We start from the raw sequence: 17,858 nt of genomic DNA on the forward strand, positions 1-17,858 counted from the left end.
CCGCTATCTTCCCGAAATTACGGATCTTTGGGAGTTTCGTTGTGAAGTGTTGAGTATTCTTGCGGAATATCGCTAAACGTTGACGGTAAAAGCTAATAACATTCTGAAGACTGTGAAGCGCGATCGCGATCGCTACAGATCCTTTATGAGTACCTTAGGGCGTGGTCAGGCCAGACAAGTTCGGCTAGCCACTAGCCACCCGTCTCAAGGTCAACAGAGAAGTGGTAAATGCCCTGTTATAGAAGCGTTTGAGCCATCGCCAAGCAGATTTGCTCATGCTTCGGAGGGGCTTTCATATGCCATTTAGCCAGTGTTGTAGGCGACGGTAAGGGCCGTGAAATCGGTAATAAGTTGTAGGCTCAGCCCCAATTTTTCTGACTGTCTATTGACGGTCGCTGGGCAAGCCCCTCGATAGAATAATGACCCAGACGTCTTCTCACTCATCAAAGGAAAACGACATGGCCCAGAGCTTACTTGAGCAACTCCGCGAGCTGACCATTGTGGTCGCTGACACCGGGGATATTCAGGCGATCGAGCAATTTACTCCCCGTGATGCGACCACCAATCCTTCACTGATCACGGCAGCCGCCCAGATGCCCCAATACCACGAAATTGTGGATGAGACCCTGCTGACCGCAAAGCAAGAGGCCGGGGCCGATGCCGCCGATAAAGAAGTTGCAAACCTCGCGTTTAAGCGTTTGGCCGTTGCGTTTGGCCTGAAAATTCTAGCCATCATTCCCGGACGGGTTTCGACGGAAGTGGACGCCCGCCTCTCTTACGACACTGAGGCCACGATCGCCACCGCGCGCGACTTGATTGCCCAGTACGAAGCCGCTGGAATGAGTCGCGATCGCGTGCTGATCAAAATTGCCTCAACCTGGGAAGGCATCAAAGCCGCCGAAATTCTCGAAAAAGAGGGCATCCACTGCAACTTGACGCTGCTGTTTGGTTTGCATCAGGCGATCGCCTGTGCCGAAGCGGGCGTCACCCTCATCTCGCCCTTCGTCGGTCGCATTCTCGACTGGTACAAAAAAGAAACCGGCAAAGAGTACAACCCCACCGAAGATCCCGGCGTGCAGTCAGTCACAGAAATCTACAACTACTACAAAAAGTTCGGCTACCAGACCGAAGTCATGGGCGCTAGCTTCCGCAACATTGGTGAAATCTGTGAACTTGCTGGGTGCGATTTGCTGACGATTTCGCCCAAGCTGCTAGCCCAACTCAAAGAGCAGGAAGAAGTCCTAGAGCGGAAGCTTGATCCGGCCAAGGCGGCAGACATGGACATTGAAAAGATCACCATGGACAAAGCCACCTTTGACAACATGCACCAGGATGACCGGATGGCATCAGAAAAGCTGGATGAAGGCATTAAAGGCTTTAGCAAAGCGTTGGAATCGCTGGAGCAGTTGCTTGCCGATCGCTTGGTACAACTCAGCAAAGGGGAATCCCTGGCGAATCACGCGACTCAGGATCTCTTTGCTGCCTATGACCTGGATGGCGATGGCCTGATCACCCGCGAAGAATGGATGGGCACCGATGCCGTATTTGACGCCCTTGACCTCGATCATGATGGCAAGGTGACCAAGGAAGAGCTGAGCTGTGGTCTGGGCGGTGCCTGCACCCTCGCCGTTTAACACCCCGCATTTGACGCCTCAATGCCGCCCCTTTGAATCAATCGAAGGGGCGTTTTTTTAGGTGTTTCAAACCAACCCTAAAGGCCCTTAACGAGTTTTGCTTCACGTACCCACTGCACCACCTGATCCGGCGTGGGGCAAAGATCGGAGCGGCGCAGAGTCATCGTATGCAGTTTGCGAATTTGCGTGTGCAATCGTCCCGGTGCTTGCTGTGCCAGTTGCGCGACCGAAGCGACGCCGCTGTGCAGTAACAGGCCACAATAATCGCTGCCTACGCTCGGCAAACTGGCCAACTCGGCGAGGGCGGCCCATTTTTGCAAGTAGCGGGGAGCGAGCTTGAGTTGGGCCGCGATCGCTTGCAACTGTTGGGGCGATCGCGCCACTTTCAACAAGTCGTCTGTCGTTGTGAGTCCCGCTGTATGCAACAGTTGCCAGTGCTCCTGACTCAGCCCTGGCAACTGTCGTAGCGCATAAGAGTGACGATTAATTGCAGCCATGGGCGAGGTGATGAAACGGGCAGAAAACCAGTCCATGCATTCTAAGCGATGTCCACCATTCACGCTTGGGTGAGCTCATAGGGGCAGCAATCATTCCTCGGCCTCAAAATGCTGTGATATAGCGCTGCGTAGATAGTTCTGTATGCTGCGAAACAAGGGGCTTAAGCCTCTTGCCTGTTGGTACCTTACTGCGGACTGCCATATCAGCATTCATCCCTCTTGAGGGTGTCATCTACAACGCTTTCTTAACAGCCAAGGAGGATGAGCGATGTCTACTATTATGATGCTGACAGCCTCAGGACAAGCCGTTGCTAACAACCGAGTGCCAATGGTCGCAGCGCCTGAGGACAATCGCTAATTGTTTGGCCTAGATGCAGTGTATAACTGCGATCGCAGTTAGGGCGGCTAGTCTGCCCTGTCCTGTCATCCGTCTATCTGTGGTTGCGGTCACACCACCCTGCGGTAAACTCCCTCAACCCTATTTTCCTGATTGATCCAGCCTTTGCAGACATTGAGAACTTCGCCCGTCGAACCTGACTTGCTTGTTTCTTAGAGGTGTGCCCGATGTTAAAGTATGACGTTGCTCTACTCTGTGCTCGACTCAGTAAAGAAATCTATGAAGAGCTGGACGGGATTGTGGTTGACAGCATTCCCGATGGTGAAGTGACGACGCTCAAAAGCAACGCTGCAGAGTCACCAGCTGACTTGGACAGTACGTTGGCGCAGATACAAACAGATACTCAAGCTGCAGTCATTTACGTACCGACCGACCAATCCGTTTATATCGTTTTTCGGGGGAGTGAAAAGAACCTCACGGACTGGAGTAACAACTTCCAATTACGGCAGCAATATTATCCTTACGGTGATCCCGCCGAGACTGAAGTGCGCTTTCATCTCGGGTTTATGGCGGCCTATCTCGCCGTGCGGACTGAACTCCTCAAGGTGCTCCAGGCTTTTCCCCAATCGCCGCTAACCTTTACTGGTCATAGTCTAGGGGGAGCCCTGGCAACCATTGCGGCGCTGGACATTCAGTACAATATCGGCCAAAAAACTGGGCAACCGATTGAACTTTATACCTACGGTTCGCCTCGGGTAGGCAATGAGGCCATGGTGGCTTCTTTTGATCAACGAGTACCCAACAGTTATCGCTTTGTCTACGGTTGGGATGTGGTGACGCGGGTACCGCGCCAGTGGCAAGGCTACGAACATGTGTCAGCGCTGCAACAGCTGGGCTCGCGGTGGACGTGGCGCGTGGTCAGCCGTCGAGTCTCAGACCACGACATTGATAATTACATTGACGCTTTAGAGGCTGAGGTCTAGTTTTCCCTCATGGTCGATAGAGGACTCACCCTGAAATGTAAACAACTGTAAAATTCAAGGGTAGAGACACGTACTCCAGCAACTCGATGACAGCGAATCACACCCAAAACTCACAGGGCGCCGCGACGAAAACGGCGGCGGCGACAACCAATGCTGACAAGATCTTGTGCCAGCACTGTGGACGGTCAAAAACGAATGGCATTAAGTGTCGGGGTTGGTGTCTGCCTGACGATTATTGAGCGATCGGGAAGTTGGCTGTCCTTAAGGGACCGGGTGCCTTGTGTTTGAGTCGTTAGTTATTTGTCAGGAAGCGCCCGAGGCACCTGGTCCCTAGCATCCATCAAGCATTCATACTCTGGAAAGCATTGGGATCGCCCTGCTCATGTCTTTCAGCTCTGAATCAGGGCGAGCAGTTCGTCGGTGGAGAGCTTGCTGCTGACATCGGTGCCCGTGAGCAGGCTGTCGGCCAGGTCGCGTTTGGTTTTGTGCAGGGCGACGATCTTATCTTCGATCGTGCCCTGGGCAACGAGGCGGTAAATGGTGACGGGGCGCTGCTGGCCGATGCGGTGAGCGCGATCGCTCTGGCATCGTCACCATCTACCAGAGTGTTTGACAGTCATATGATGCAAACGCTGGATCTTTTGAAACCAGCACCGCCGCTTCAGTTCGACTCTGGGCAATGAGCAGGCGATCAAAGGGATCTTTGTGATGCCAGGGCAACTGATCAAGCTCAATGATGTGATCAAGCGTGATGGGAAGAATTGAGATCGCGTTTTGACTTACCTGCCGTTGAACGATCTCAAGCAAAGGGGCTTGCAACTCAAGCTTGCCTAGATGCACTTTAATCTGGATTTCCCAGACGCTGACCAGACTGAGAAAAAGCGCACTATCAGGATTTTTCAGTAAGTCCAACGTAGTTTTCTGGATCTGACTCGACTGGCTATCCCACCAGATAAATGTATGGGTATCCAGCAAAAGCTTCATTCTTCACCTAGCCAGAAGCAATCGGATAGAGGCTCATCGAAATCATCTCCGATCGCGATCGCCCCTGGATGTAAGTCTGGCTGACGCTGGTTGACAGTCCGACTGTCGGATTGGGCGGGTATCTTTGCCTCCGCCCATTGCAACAACTGAGTTGCGAGATGCAACTGCTCTTGCCAACTCAAACGCCGAGCCTCTTGGATTAACTCTTGCAAGGTCACAGTTTACTTCCCTCCAGCAAGCTTGCTTTCAGCATATCTAATGCCAATTGGTGTGTGGCTATCGATCTCCGCAATTCCGGCAAGTGCTCGTAGCATTTCAGAATGTTGAGGTTATGCCAAGCAACAGCAACAGCAACAGCAAAAAGATAACAGATCACTACGAGGTGATGCTGTAGGCGAGATCGCCCCTAATCCTAGGTGTAGTGGTGTCCCTAAAAGTGTCTCCCCCGGGTGTGGCGATTTCAGTTCTGTTGTGCTACCTTGCATTCGGCCTTGAAGCTTGGGTCAGTTGTTTCGTAACGTACCAGGATCTCCTGAGGACACCGTAGAGGCTGCCCAGGAGGGGTTAGCTCAGCCCTGTGACCTTTATTCTGGCTAACTCCCGAGGGTTTTAAGGAACCTCCCTTCCTTTGGATCCCTAAGTCTGGCTCCAGGGTCCCCTCATGTCTTACCAGGGGACTCTGGGATTCTACCTAGGACGGCTTACCGTTTAAGTCAGTTAAGCTAAAGGGTTGCCTTTTTTCACGGTCTCTTCCAGCAGTGTCAAGAACCCTCTACGCTCCTCTTCTTCCTCTATTAACCTCTGCCTCTTCTGCCTCTCCCTTGCCATATCTACCGGATCTCTTCTTATATCCATCTCCATCACATTAACGGTTACAGGTGGCACGGGTTTATCTTGATAAAGCTCTTTGTTTTGTATTACTACATCCACTACCCGGTAGAACTTATAAACCTCTCTTATTTTTCCTCCGTCTGATATTGCTAGAGGAATATCCGCTATGAGGCTATCCATAGCAGTTTTCTGCATGATCGACTTACTTAGGCAAGTATTGATACTGGGGGCACTCCGGTCTCCTATCCATCTTTTTAACCCCTCTGAGAGAGTTTGCATCTCCTCTATGTTGTGATGTATTTCCGACATTAATAAAGTTCTGACGGCATCTGCTTCTTTTTCATCCTGTTGCTTTTGGTCCCTCTCGGATGCTCGTCTAGCTAAGACAAAGGCCAAAGTAGGACCTGTAGTAGCTTTGGCAAAGTCCCAGGCATAGCTACCGAGGGTCTCAGCAGGTTCCCCTATGGTCATCCACAGAGCACTCCCCCAACTCTCAATCGCCTCCAGGAGCCCCGTTAGTCCTTCTACAAAAAATTCCTCTACCATCGGTCTCATCTGAGCTAAACAGACCTATTTTGGCCCAACCTCCCAGGACCCGCCAACAGAAAAACCTTCCAGACTCCCGGGAGGGCTCTATGGTGCTGCGCTGTCTGCGAGCTACTCTAAAAATCCTGTGATTAGACTTTCAGGTATTGTCATTATCAGCCCTGAATCAAGGCTAGCAGTTCGTCGGTGGAGATCTTGCTGCTGACGTCGGTACCGGAGAGTAGGCTGTCGGCGAGGTCGCGTTTGGTTTTGTGCAGGGCGACGATTTTGTCTTCGATCGTGCCCTGGGCGACGAGGCGGTAAATGGTGACGGGGCGCTGTTGACCGATGCGGTGAGCACGATCGCTGGCCTGGTCTTCTACCGCCGGATTCCACCAGGGATCCATATGGATGACGAAATCGGCAGCGGTGAGGTTCAGCCCCGTCCCCCCAGCTTTCAGGCTAATGAGAAAGACATCGCCCTCGCCGTTCTGGAAGGCATCGACCCGCTTCTTGCGCGTCTTGGCCGGAGTGCTGCCATCTAGATATTGGTAGGCAATCTTCTGCCTGTCCAGATATTCCCGCAGGATGGTGAGGTGATCGACGAACTGGCTGAACACCAGAGCCTTGTGGTCGTTGTCCAAAATTTCCGCCAGCACCTCGCCGAACTGGTCGAGCTTGGCGCTGGGCAGACCGAGTTCGGGGCGCACCAGTTGCGGATTACAGCAGGCCCGGCGCAGGCGCATGATTTCCGCCAGCACTTGCAGGTGCTTTTGTCCGGCATTAGCGTCGCTGTCAGCCAGTTTTTCCACTGCTTCCCGGCGCAGGGCTTCGTAAAAGGCCATTTCGGGTTTGCTGAGCTCCACTTGCAGGGTGATCTCCGTGCGAGAGGGCAGTTCTTTGAGCACCTGGTCTTTGGTGCGTCGCAGAATGAAGGGCTGGATCAGTCGCCGCAGGGCTTCCCGCGCGGACTCATCGCGATCGCGCTCAATCGGGTTAGCAAACCGCTGGTTAAAGCTATCCAGCGACCCCAGCAGTCCCGGATTGATGAAGCGAAACAGATTCCACAGTTCCCCCAGATGGTTTTCAATCGGGGTGCCCGTGGTGAGAATCTTGAAGTCGCCTTGCAGAGCCATGGCCGCCTGCGATCGCTTCGTGTCTTGATTTTTGATGGCTTGGGCTTCGTCCAGCACAATGTTTTGCCACTGCACCTGGGCGAGCATTTTCGCTTCGTTGTCTTGCTGCAGCAGGCCGTAACTGCACACCACCAGATCGCCGGGTGCCAGGGTGTCGAGCATCTGCTGGCGATCGCCGGGACCAAACGGCTTCACCGTCAGGCTGGGGGCAAATCGCTCTGCCTCGCTGGCCCAGTTCATGCACACCGAAGTGGGGGCGATGACCAGGGTGGGGCCGGTGTCGCAGCGGGTGAGGATGAGGGCGATCGCCTGCAAGGTTTTGCCCAGGCCCATGTCGTCCGCCAGACACGCACCGACGCCCCAGTGAGCCAGCCGCGATAGCCACGTAAAGCCTTCGTGCTGATAGTCCCGCAGCTCCGCCTGGAGGGTTTTGGGGACTGACGGCTCGATGGACTGAGCGGTTTTGATGCGCTTGAGATGCTGTTTCCAGGCTTTGTCCACCTTGAGCTGGGCGACATCTTCCACCATGTCTTCGAGGGCGAGGGCGGCGAGGCCGTGAATGCGCAGGTCTTTACCCTTGCCGTCGGAGAGTCGCTGCAACGTTTTCAGCCGCTTGCGAAATTCATCGGTCAAGGCCAGAAATTGCCCGTCTGACAGTTCAATGAAGTTGCCGGAAGACTGGGCCATCAGCGCCATCAACTGTTGCAGATCCATCACCTGGGTGTCGCTGACCTGAATCTCGCCGCTGGCGGCAAACCAGTCTTGCTGACTGCGAATATTGAAATTGAAGTTGGACAGGCCCAACTGCTGCGACACGCGAAACTTTTCGCCCTCGGGCCACTCGATACAAACGCGATCGCCCATCTCCTGCAACTGCACCAATAGATTGAGACAGTCCTCGGGTTCGTCGATCACCCACTCCCCTTTGCTGGGCTTGTGGGTTTGCAGTACCGGACAGGTGGTTTTGAGCTCCTTAGCCCGGCGCTTCTCTTCCTTGAGATCTCGCTCGGTTTGCAGCCGCTTGCCCTCCACTTCCGCAATCACCGTTTTGCCGCCATCACCCGGCTTATAGTAAGACCCGCCTTCTGGGAAAGGATGGGCCAGCAGCGATACCCTGAGTCCTTCCCCAGCGGGCAACAGATGCACTCGGGGCGTGGGGTCGGCGGGCACTTCCTCAGCGGCAACGCCACCGCCAATGTCGGATTGAATGGTGATTAACGACGACATGCCCGTAATCGCCTTCAGGACTTGGTCTTTGGCGAAAGCGGGGACTTCCAGACGATTATCGGGCGCGAGAAGTTGGGCAATGCGGCGATGATCGGCGTTCACGTCTAGTACCTTGAGCCGAGTCGGCGTTTCCTTGAGGGCCAGTACCGCATCGTAGGCGTTGATTTGCGGCATCAGGGAAATGCGCAGGCGATCGCCCGCAATTTCCTTCACCAGCAGTTCGGGCTCCCCTTTCACCACATCGATGCGAATGTCGGGCATGTCGGCCCAAAACACGAGGGGATGCCCCACCAACGCCAGCAAGGCACCGTCCCCAAAGGTATAGGTCGGGGAGCCATAGTAGTAATACTGCTGATGTTCGACTTCTAAATGGGCGACGATTTGGCGATCCTGATCGGTCAGATAGTCGGGCGTGTCGCGGGGTGAGGTGAACCGCTTGAGGGAAATTTGCTTGCCCCGCGTCCAACCCCCTTTGGTGCTCAGCTTTTGCTCCACCGGCGTCAGATTCCAAAACTCCATGCCGGTGAACTGGAGCCGCCACGCCAGCCGAAAGACAGGTTTCGCCGCCGGACTGCCGGGAGCCACGGTTTTCGTCAGCTGGCTCAAAGCCTTGAGCGACAATTCCCACGGCTCTTGAATTTTGACGATATCCAACAGCGGCTGACTGCCGCACTCTTCCCGCAGAGCCTCGGCCAATTCGCCGTAAATGTCGTACTGCTCGACGCCTTCGCCCAAATGGGCCACCAGGGCCGCAAATTCCATGGCAAACCAGCCATAGTCGGCTCGCGAGGCATCGCGATACAGCCGCTCTAAATAATCCGGTAACCACCCACGAAAGTTGCCCGTATTCAACCAGTAAATACAGTAGGCTTCCAGCAGCGCCGGAATACCGGGAATGTCGAGAAAATAATCTTCGTTGCGCCGCAGGCGATCGGGGACCTTGCTAATCAGACCAGCCTGAATCTGAATCACCTTTTCCAAAAGGGACATGCTGTCATGTAGCCAGTGACCTTTGTATTGCTGCAATAGCTGGCAGCAAGCCAGCGCCTGTTTGTAGTCTTCGGGCTGACCCTGTTGCAGGAGCGCCAGCAAAAACATTGCCGTTGCTGGGGAGTCGAACCAGGCCGCCTGCGCCCCTTTCGATTTTCCCGCTTGTTTAAGACTGGTGCGAAAATCGGCGATCGCTTCCTCCACATCGCCCGTCAGAAATGCGATCGCGCCCTTCAGCGCCAGATACTTACTGGGTTCCTCCCCCGGTGACGATTCCGATAAAATTCCACTGGCTTCGCGCAAATGCCCGCGCAACCAGAGCTGCTCAATGTAAACCAGCGTTGTAGCCGCATCGAGCTGGTTGTCTTGATACAACGCTTCCACGTTATCAAAAGCAGTCTCCGCTGCCTCCCCGGTGCGGGCGGCTTCGGCCAGGGTCAGCCGCAGCCCATATTGCCGAAATGCCAGCGAGAGGGAGTCAAACCAGTCGGCATCAAAGGGATTATTGACGATGTGTTGCAGGATTTCAGGAAACGATCGCGTCCGCCGCCAATAGGCTTGATCTGCATCGGCCAACAGTTCATCAATTTCGGCGGTGTCTTGGCGATAAATGGCGATGCGTAATTCTCGCAACCAGGCGGTTTCATCCACAAAGGTACGCGGGCCGTGGGTGTTGTAGCGGCGTCGCGAGGCCACTTGTTGATGGAGGGCCTGGACAATGGGCTCAAAGGTGCCGAGGGCGATCGCATCCCGCACCACAATATCCACCAACTCATCGGGACATGCTGGTCCCAGACCCCGTTCTTGAATCAATGCCCCGGTTTGCAGCATTTTGGTCACCTGGGCGCTGAACTGCGGCGCGGTCAAGGGCTTGATGCGACTGCGTCCCGCCCATTCCGGCATGACCGAGTTCCAAATTTGGCCCGCATTCACCCGACTCACGGGCTCATAATAAATGGCAAACACCTGGGCGATCGTCCGCTGCACCTCAGGCAGTTGCCGATAGGTGTTTTCTAAACGTTGTTGCTGTTGAGCAGGTGAGTTAGCAGCCATCGTTGAACATCCAGTTGCGGGATAACGTCAGTCAGAGCGAGTGAAGCTGAATCGACCAAGCGGGTTGCGACATCAAGAATTTCGGTCATCTTAAAACGCTTTTGGCGATTGATGCGATGGCTAGCTGCTAGGGGACGCACCCTTCCCACCAACAGGGGACGCACCCTTCCAAAGGGTGCGTCCCCTGATAGGCGCTTAATCGAGCTTTTCACCACTGAGCAAAAAGACCGGATCGATCGCCTTAAACACCTGCTGATGGCCCCGTGTTTCTAACCGATTGATCGCGGGCTGCACAATCTCGACATTGCGGACGCAGAGCTGGGCAAAGGTTTCAGCAATGCCATACAAAGTTTCCAGCGTGCCCGTGGTGACGACGAGACGCCCCCCGCTCGGCAGGTGATGCCAAGCCGCTTCCACCACTTCGCGCATAGATTTGCCCCCTTCGATCATCACGCAATCGGGGTGCGGTGGCAGGGTGTCCAAACAATCAGGGGCCATTCCTTCCACCACTTGCACGTTGGAGAGTTGAAAGCGATCGCAGTTCAGCCGAATCAGGTTCGCCACCTCGGGATCGCGCTCTACCGCCACCACCTGACCCTGGGGACACAGCAGCGCCGCTTCCACCACCAGGGTGCCAGTCCCCGCGCCCAAATCCCAAAGCTGAGCATCGGGCTTCAGGCGCAACGCCCCCACCATTAACAGCCGTACTTCCCGCTTACTGATGGGAATGCCGGGTAATTGCTCAAACAAGTGATCGGGAATGCCGGGGGTAACGTAAGGCCAAAGAGGTGCCATAGGGCGATCGCTCAAAAGATACAGTCAGGGGATACCGGCTGCGCCTGAGTTGGGCGCAAGTGGGGAAGCTGCGGCCCCAATCATTTGGTCACTCTAGCTCACAGCCGCCATCAAAATCATCCACCCGAGAGCTGAGTCCCGGACTGACGCAGCCAGTCATCGCTATCAACTTAAGGGCGTTGGCTGAATCCTGAAGCCGACACTATGTCACAGATAAATGTGATAAGTCGCCCGCCTGACGGCTTTTGCCCAATGCTGTTACAGAAGCTGAAACAAGGCCACTGATTTCCAGAGTGCGTCGTCATACTAGCCACATGCTGTTGCACTGATTGGAGCTCTGGCCGATGTTTCGAGACGCCCGTGACTATCAGATTTTATTTTTATCGCTGTTTTTGTGTTTGGGGTTGGCTACGCGCGATTGGACGCTGCGACCCGCCGTGATTGGGGTCGCGATCGCCACTACCCTGCTGACCCAAACGCTCTTGTCGCTATGGTGCAGCTATCAAGCGGCCAGTGTGGGAGCAACGGGCGAACTGTTGTTGCCTGTCACCCTCACCACTGGCACCTCCAGCCCGCGCTGGCAACTGATCCGGGAAAACTTTTCGTTCAATTGGCGGAGTCCGCTAATTTCGGCGTTGGGGCTGAGTTTATTACTGCGGGTCGATCACTGGCCCACGATGGCGTTAGCGGCGTTTGTGGCGATCGCCAGCAAATTTTGGCTCAAAGTCGATGGCAAGCACTGCTTCAATCCGGCCAACATCGGCATTATTGCCGCGCTGAGTTTCACCCACGACGCCTGGGTATCGCCAGGGCAGTGGGGCGAGGAAATTTGGTACGCGCTGATTTTTCTCGGAGCGGGGGGCATGGTGCTCAAGCGGGTGGGCCGCTGGGACACGACCGCCGCTTTTTTGGGCAGCTACGCCCTGCTCGAAGCGATGCGAAATCTGTATCTCGGCTGGACCTGGGATGTGTGGCTGCATCGCCTGTCTAGCGGATCGCTGTTGCTATTTGCGCTATTCATGGTGACGGATCCGCGATCGATTCCCAATGCGCGGCCAGCGCGACTGATCTGGGCGCTGAGCATTGCCGGACTGACCTTCGTTTTGCGGAATTATTTTTATCTCTCAACCGCCGTGTTTTGGGCGCTCTTTCTCCTATCGCCCCTGACGATCGCCCTTGATCGCCTGTGGCAATCCGACCGCTTTGTCTGGAAAGTCGGGACCGCCCGCAACCCCGTGATTGGTTAGCGCCAGTGCCGATTGCAGCTTAGGAGCAGTAGAGCGCTGACGGCGACACTAGTGCTGCATGGCCGAAATAAGAATACCCTGCCAGTTTCTACCCCCCCTGGCTCCCCAGCCCCTCTGCTCATCACGAATGGTATGCAAACTTCCGCCGAGCGGTACTGGTGCCATTGCGACCGCTGAAACAGGTCTGTTGAATTCAATGAATACCCATGAAAAATTTGCGTGTTGTCTTAATTGGGGCGATCGCGGTGATTGCCTGTCTCTGTTTTGCTCGTCCCGTATGGGCTTTTTGTGGCTTTTACGTGGCGAAGGCCGATACCAGTTTGTATAACGAAGCGTCGCAGGTCATCATCGCGCGGGATGGCGATCGCACCGTGCTGACCATGGCCAATGACTATCAGGGCGAGGTGAGCGACTTTGCCATGGTCGTGCCAGTGCCGACGGTGCTGCAAGAGGGTCAGGTGAATGTGGGCGATCCGGCGATCGTGCAGCGGCTGGATGATTTCAGCGCTCCTCGCCTGGTGGAATATTTTGACCCCGACCCTTGCGCCCCCGTTCGCCTGTTTGATGAAGCCGAATTGATGCTGCCAGCGGCGGCTCCCCAGTCCGCCGATCGCGGGGCCGCCAGCAATGAAGCCCTGGGGGTGACGGTCGAAGCGCAATTTGCCGTGGGCGAATACGAAATCGTCATTCTCAGCGCCGAGGAATCCAACGGGCTGGAAACCTGGCTCATCCAAAATGACTACAATATTCCGCGCGGTGCCAGCGAACTGCTACAGCCCTACATTCGCCAGGGGCTCAAGTTCTTCGTCGCCAAGGTGAATCTGGATGAGTTCGATCGCGCGGGCTTTCAACAGTTGCGCCCCATCCAAATCGCCTACGAGTCGCCCCGCTTTATGTTGCCGATTCGCCTCGGCATGATGAATGCTCAAGGCGACCAGGATTTGGTGGCCTACCTGCTGACCCCCGACGGCCAGGTGGAATTGACCAACTATCGCACCGTCAAAATCCCCTCTGATGTCAATTTGCCAACCTATGTGGAAGAGGAGTTTGGTGGGTTTTACAGCGCCATGTTTCAGCGCAGCTACGAGCGGGAGAACAAAGAAGTCGCCTTTTTGGAATATGCCTGGAGCATGGCGGGCTGTGATCCCTGTTCGGCAGAGCCGTTGAATGCGGCGGAACTGCGACAGGCGGGGGCGTTTTGGGTCGCGCCCAACAGCTCCCCGTGGGAGAGCAATGTCTTCATCACCCGTCTGCATGTGCGCTACTCCCGCAACAAATTCCCCGAAGATTTGGTCTTTCAGCAAACCAACAACCAGGAATTCTTCCAAGGTCGCTATGTGATGCAGCATCCCTTTTTGGGGGAGGCCACCTGTCCGGCGGGGCGCGACTATCGGCGATCGCTGCCCGCCCGCTTTGAACAAGAGGCCCAAACCCTGGCCCGCCTCACCGGGTGGGACATCAACGACATTCGCCGTCGGTTGCCCGCAGTGGGGGTGCGCCCCGTCGATGAGTCCGACGACTCCTGGTGGGAAGAACTGTGGCAGCGATCGAGCCAACTGTTCCAGCAAGTCGCTACAGCGGGATAAGGGAGAGCCCACCGCTCAGTTTTAATCAACAGTCTTCGTGCGGTGCCTTCCCTGTGACAATGGGGGAGGCATTTTTTTGCCTAGAATTTCCGAACTCAGCCACCGAACAGTACCAACATTGCCAAATTCCGGTAGTGAAGCAGATCCGAACTTATCACCGTGGGAACTCTAAAGCTAGATTTTCGGGTGGCCATCATGAGTTCTCAAAACGACGAAGACCTGCACCAGTATTTATCTCAACAACCGCGACGACAACCCAAACCGAAACGCCAAGTCAGCTCATTGACTTTCTCGTATGAGAAATGGAAGCAACAACAGTCAAAGCAGGCAGTTCTAAATTCTTTGAAGAACTTACCACCGTGGATATGGTTTGTTGGTTTGTTGGGTGGAGTATTTTTGTTTTCGCTGACGCAGCCATACCAAAGTGGTCCTGTTTCTGATGGCAATTTGGCTAACTTCCCACCGCCAAATCCCACGCATGAAGTCATCTCCGATGGTCAATCTGCTGTTTTAGTCACAAACGCTGCACCAGAAACAATGAGGCTAACCTTGAAGGGAGACAAGGACTACATCTTTGTAATCGAACCTTGTCGTGACTGTGGCTACACAGATGATCCGCAAGTCGGTCAACAGTTTTGCGATCGCGCTCCCGAGCAAGTTATTTACGTATCACCCGGTGAGTACGAAGTTTTTGTGAGTTTTGGAGGCCGAATTAATCGCTTTCGCAGCGAGTGGAGCCTCACCGAAAACTGGCAGTATGGGCAATGCATCTTTGCCCGAAAATCATGGCAACCCTGAAACAGCTTGCACCAAGTTCAGCCAAAGTTGCATCAATAATGTCCAAATGATTCTTCCCTGTGAGAATGGGGAAGGCATTTTTTTGCAGATAGAAAAAGTATGTTGAGCTTTTGGGCACGCACCAGCGGCACATGGATCAATGTGGCCACGGTCCTCGTCGGGTCAGGATTGGGCCTCTTGCTGCGGCAGCATTTGCCGCTAGCCATGCAGCAAGTCATCACCCAGGCGTTGGGGCTGCTGACCCTCGTGATTGGGTTTGCTATGTCACGCAGCTTGTTTGAGGTGCAGGCTGGCCCGATTGATGGCGTCATTTTGGGGCTGTTGGCCCTGGTCATCGGCGGTCTACTGGGGGAATGGTGGCAGCTTGAGCAAAAGTTGGTGGCGATCGGCGACACCCTCAAGGCCAAAGTCAAAGGGGGCGGGCGCTTTACCGAAGGATTTGTTGCCGCGAGTCTGCTCTTTTGCATTGGCCCGATGACGATTTTGGGCAGCCTCAACAATGGCCTGTCCGGTGACAATGCTCTGCTGATGCTCAAAGCCGTGATGGATGGCCTTGCCGCGATCGCGCTCACGGGCTCTTACGGCATCGGCGTCGGCTTTTCCGCATTCACAGTATTGCTGGTGCAGGGGGGGCTGTCGCTGCTTGCTGGGAGCCTGTCCACTGTGATCGTCGATCCCACCACCGATCCCTCGGTGATGCTCACCACGGGCATTGGCGGCATGATGATCATTGGGTTGGGCCTGGGCCTGCTGGAAGTCAGCAAAATCCGCGTCGCCTCATTTCTCCCTGCCCTGGTGATGGGGCCATTGGTGGTCGCGATCGCCCTACGCCTGCCTCAGTGAAGACATTCAGTGGGCGGGCATCCTTCAATGAGGGGAGCGCTAAGGAGAGATGGGGAGTAGGGGAGATGGGGAGTTGCAGTACCAGGAGCTAGGGGGCTAGGGGGAGGGGGAGCTAAATTCCTGAAAATAGGCTACTGATTTTGGCCTCACTCACCCTGCCACTCATCCACCCTGCCACCCTCACACTCATCCACCCTGCCACTCTCACACCCTGCCTGTAACAACTCCGTAAAAACCGCTGAGACTCTTAGCAACCTGAGCCATGATGGGGAAGGTTTACCGTGTAGGGACTTCGGGGACGTATGGGGTTATTCGATAGCGTATTTAACGAAGGGCAAGCTGAGCAGCAGATTGAACTCAAGCCAGAAGAAGCGTTTGCTGCCGTCGCCTTGGTGGCGATCGCCGCTGATGGGTATTTATCCGACCAAGAGGGGCGCGACATGACCCATATGCTTGAGCGGATGCACCTGTTTCAGAGCTACTCTCACGAAGTCATGCACCGCATGTTTGACAAGCTATTGTCCATCCTGAAAATTCAAGGCCCTGGCAAGCTGATCGATTTGGCCAAAGCGCAACTGCCCGCCGATCTGCGGGAGACGGCCTTTGCGATCGCCACCGATCTGGTCTTGTCTGATGGCACCGTCACTGCTCAAGAACAAGCCTTTTTGGATGACCTCTATCGCATTCTTGAAATTCCTGGCGACACCGCATTGCAAATTGTGCAGGTAATGACCATCAAAAATCGTGGTTAACGTGGCGAAGGCTCCGATATCCCCAAGAGGGATCGCTTCAGGCACCCGGTCCCTGGGGCACGACCTTGATGTCTGGGTTATCCAGCAGGGACCGGGTGCCGCCGCGTGATGTCATCAAAAAAATTGCGATCGCCCACGCGACGGCACTGAGGTGTTTACAATCATTAACAGTGTATTGAGTCGTTTCCCCGATGCAAGGTTCTGTTTCTGCGCGTCCGTTTCAGCGAACTTGGTTAAGTTGGTTTGCTGACCTAGTATTGTTGGCTATGGTGAGCGGGCCATTTGCCGCGCCTTTTTTGGCGGCATCGGGTATCCCCATCCTGGTGCAGATTAGCGACATCATTTATTTCATGGGGCGACAGGTTTGTCCTCAACCGGAGATGGGGGTGGCGCTGGCGGGCGACCACATCGCGGCGGTGTGTATGCGCTGCTACGGCACGATTTTTGGCCTGATCGGGATGCGCTGGCTCTATCAGCGCGATCGCGGCCAATCGGCCTACTGGTTAGATCAGTATGGCTTAGTGGGGTTTGGCCTCACCTTTGCTCTCTGTATGGCTTATCCCGCCGAGTTGGCGCTGCAAGGGTTTGACTGGTGGCCGATGGATAACGTCCGTATGACTCTGTTCGGGGCGATCGCGGGGATCGGCCTTGGAGCCTACATCATGCCCATCTTCCATGGTCATCCCAAAGAAGATTGATAACCTTTTGGGATGCTCTGCCCCTAGAATGAAAAGTTGGCACCGCTAGCTATGTTGGAGCATCCCTGATTTGTGAAGGTATTTGTCTATCACACCCCCGAAGAAGTTCCGGAAGGAAATTTACCCGATTGCGCGATCGCGATCGATGTTTTACGCGCCACCTCGACCATGGCCGCCGCTTTCAATGTTGGTGCTGAGTCCATTCACGTCTTCAGCGACCTCGACGAACTGCGCACCAAAAGCGACGCTTGCCCAGCCGACAAACGGCTCCTGGCAGGAGAACGAGGCGGGGCAAAAGTTGAGGGGTTTGATTTGGGCAATTCACCCCTCGACCATACCCAAGAGCGCTCCCATGGTCGCCACTTATTCATGAGCACCACCAATGGCACTCGCTGTCTACAGCGCATTCAGCAAGCTCCGGTAGTCATTACCGCAGCCCTCACGACTCGCCAGGCTGTCGTCAACTTTGTGCTGCAACAAAACCCGGCTGAGGTGTGGCTAGTGGGTTCTGGCTGGCAAGGCGATTATTCGTTAGAAGATACCGTCTGTGCCGGGGCGATCGTCCACCAGTTAGCCGCTCAGTTAGGCTCTGATCTCAAAACGCTGGCGGGCAATGACTCCGCGATCGCCGCCGTGAGCCTGTATGAGCAATGGCAAGACTCTTTGCTAGAACTGCTGCAATGCGCGAGCCACGGTCAACGCCTGCTGGGCCTCCATCAAGAAGAGGATCTGAAATATTGCGCGCAACTCGACGTGTTGGATTTGGTGCCCATCCAATCCGAACCCGGTACGCTTGTCCTCAATTCCTAAATCGATCTGCTCAGCTGCTAGCTTCCATAAAACAGCTTGTATAGCAGGACATACCCTTGCCATACAGGCTGTTTATCAGGAGGAAGCGATCGGGGTTGGCCCCCTCCTGACCATATCGTCATCAACTTAGCA

At 55.0% G+C, this 17,858-nt stretch carries 16 protein-coding genes; 10 read left to right on the forward strand and 6 right to left on the reverse strand.

All coding sequences use genetic code 11. From position 1 onward, the window contains the following. Positions 1 to 458: 458 nt before the first annotated feature. Positions 459 to 1,634 carry a transaldolase gene (locus DYY88_RS03320; RefSeq protein ID WP_039725382.1) on the forward strand — a complete coding sequence of 392 codons (1,176 nt, stop codon included), beginning with the start codon at positions 459 to 461 and terminating at the stop codon, positions 1,632 to 1,634. Between the two features lie 77 nt (positions 1,635 to 1,711). Here DYY88_RS03320 and DYY88_RS03325 read toward each other — a convergent pair whose 3' ends face one another. Continuing rightward, the gene (locus tag DYY88_RS03325; RefSeq protein ID WP_039729303.1) at positions 1,712 to 2,131 is read right to left on the reverse strand and encodes a DUF4332 domain-containing protein; all 420 of its coding nucleotides are present in this window, start codon (positions 2,129 to 2,131) and stop codon (positions 1,712 to 1,714) included. Positions 2,132 to 2,695: 564 nt separating this feature from the next. On the opposite strand from DYY88_RS03325, the gene DYY88_RS03330 reads away from it, so the two are divergent. Continuing rightward, complete coding sequence (locus DYY88_RS03330) at positions 2,696 to 3,451, forward strand: lipase family protein (protein ID WP_039725383.1); 756 nt, start codon at positions 2,696 to 2,698, stop codon at positions 3,449 to 3,451. A gap of 86 nt (positions 3,452 to 3,537) precedes the next feature. Beyond that, positions 3,538 to 3,690: a DUF8639 family protein gene (locus tag DYY88_RS25160; RefSeq protein WP_496559536.1), complete on the forward strand. Its 153-nt coding sequence runs from the start codon at positions 3,538 to 3,540 to the stop codon at positions 3,688 to 3,690. 358 nt (positions 3,691 to 4,048) lie between these two features. On the opposite strand, the gene DYY88_RS03335 is transcribed toward DYY88_RS25160, so the two are convergent. From DYY88_RS03335 to cbiT, 5 genes are all read right to left on the reverse strand, one after another. Next, positions 4,049 to 4,435, reverse strand: a complete 387-nt coding sequence (locus DYY88_RS03335; RefSeq protein WP_039725384.1) for a type II toxin-antitoxin system VapC family toxin — start codon at positions 4,433 to 4,435, stop codon at positions 4,049 to 4,051. After that, positions 4,432 to 4,653, reverse strand: coding sequence for a hypothetical protein (locus DYY88_RS03340; protein ID WP_039725385.1), 222 nt, complete (start codon positions 4,651 to 4,653; stop codon positions 4,432 to 4,434). Before DYY88_RS03340 ends, DYY88_RS03335 begins: the two co-directional genes overlap by 4 nt. A gap of 499 nt (positions 4,654 to 5,152) precedes the next feature. Continuing rightward, positions 5,153 to 5,812, reverse strand: a complete 660-nt coding sequence (locus DYY88_RS03345) for a hypothetical protein (protein WP_039725386.1) — start codon at positions 5,810 to 5,812, stop codon at positions 5,153 to 5,155. Between the two features lie 155 nt (positions 5,813 to 5,967). After that, complete coding sequence (locus DYY88_RS03350) at positions 5,968 to 10,197, reverse strand: DEAD/DEAH box helicase (RefSeq protein WP_039725387.1); 4,230 nt, start codon at positions 10,195 to 10,197, stop codon at positions 5,968 to 5,970. Positions 10,198 to 10,392: 195 nt separating this feature from the next. Beyond that, positions 10,393 to 10,992 (reverse strand): precorrin-6Y C5,15-methyltransferase subunit CbiT, encoded by a 600-nt coding sequence (gene cbiT, locus DYY88_RS03355; protein WP_039725388.1) that lies wholly within the window; start codon positions 10,990 to 10,992, stop codon positions 10,393 to 10,395. 344 nt (positions 10,993 to 11,336) lie between these two features. Here cbiT and DYY88_RS03360 point away from each other — a divergent pair, with 344 nt between their 5' ends. The 7 genes from DYY88_RS03360 (at position 11,337) to DYY88_RS03390 (ending at position 17,726) form a co-directional block, all read left to right on the forward strand. Beyond that, entirely contained in the window at positions 11,337 to 12,239 is a 903-nt protein-coding gene (locus DYY88_RS03360) for an RnfABCDGE type electron transport complex subunit D (protein WP_039725389.1), read from the forward strand. A gap of 206 nt (positions 12,240 to 12,445) precedes the next feature. Continuing rightward, positions 12,446 to 13,825: a DUF2330 domain-containing protein gene (locus DYY88_RS03365; RefSeq protein ID WP_044150938.1), complete on the forward strand. Its 1,380-nt coding sequence runs from the start codon at positions 12,446 to 12,448 to the stop codon at positions 13,823 to 13,825. A gap of 195 nt (positions 13,826 to 14,020) precedes the next feature. Further along, a complete protein-coding gene (locus tag DYY88_RS03370) occupies positions 14,021 to 14,623 on the forward strand; it encodes a hypothetical protein (RefSeq protein ID WP_130199312.1) in 603 nt (200 codons plus the stop codon). A gap of 99 nt (positions 14,624 to 14,722) precedes the next feature. Beyond that, positions 14,723 to 15,466: a DUF554 domain-containing protein gene (locus tag DYY88_RS03375; RefSeq protein WP_039725391.1), complete on the forward strand. Its 744-nt coding sequence runs from the start codon at positions 14,723 to 14,725 to the stop codon at positions 15,464 to 15,466. Between the two features lie 302 nt (positions 15,467 to 15,768). Beyond that, complete coding sequence (locus DYY88_RS03380) at positions 15,769 to 16,218, forward strand: tellurite resistance TerB family protein (protein ID WP_039725392.1); 450 nt, start codon at positions 15,769 to 15,771, stop codon at positions 16,216 to 16,218. A 191-nt stretch (positions 16,219 to 16,409) separates the two neighbouring features. Further along, positions 16,410 to 16,916, forward strand: a complete 507-nt coding sequence (locus DYY88_RS03385; RefSeq protein WP_039725393.1) for a DUF2085 domain-containing protein — start codon at positions 16,410 to 16,412, stop codon at positions 16,914 to 16,916. A gap of 72 nt (positions 16,917 to 16,988) precedes the next feature. Next, on the forward strand, positions 16,989 to 17,726 hold the full coding sequence (locus tag DYY88_RS03390) for a 2-phosphosulfolactate phosphatase family protein (RefSeq protein ID WP_039725394.1): 738 nt from the start codon (positions 16,989 to 16,991) through the stop codon (positions 17,724 to 17,726). The last annotated feature ends 132 nt before the right edge of the window (positions 17,727 to 17,858 follow it).

The sequence above is a fragment of the Leptolyngbya iicbica LK genome (assembly GCF_004212215.1).
In the GTDB taxonomy this organism is placed as follows: Bacteria; Cyanobacteriota; Cyanobacteriia; order Phormidesmidales; family Phormidesmidaceae; genus Halomicronema; species Halomicronema iicbica.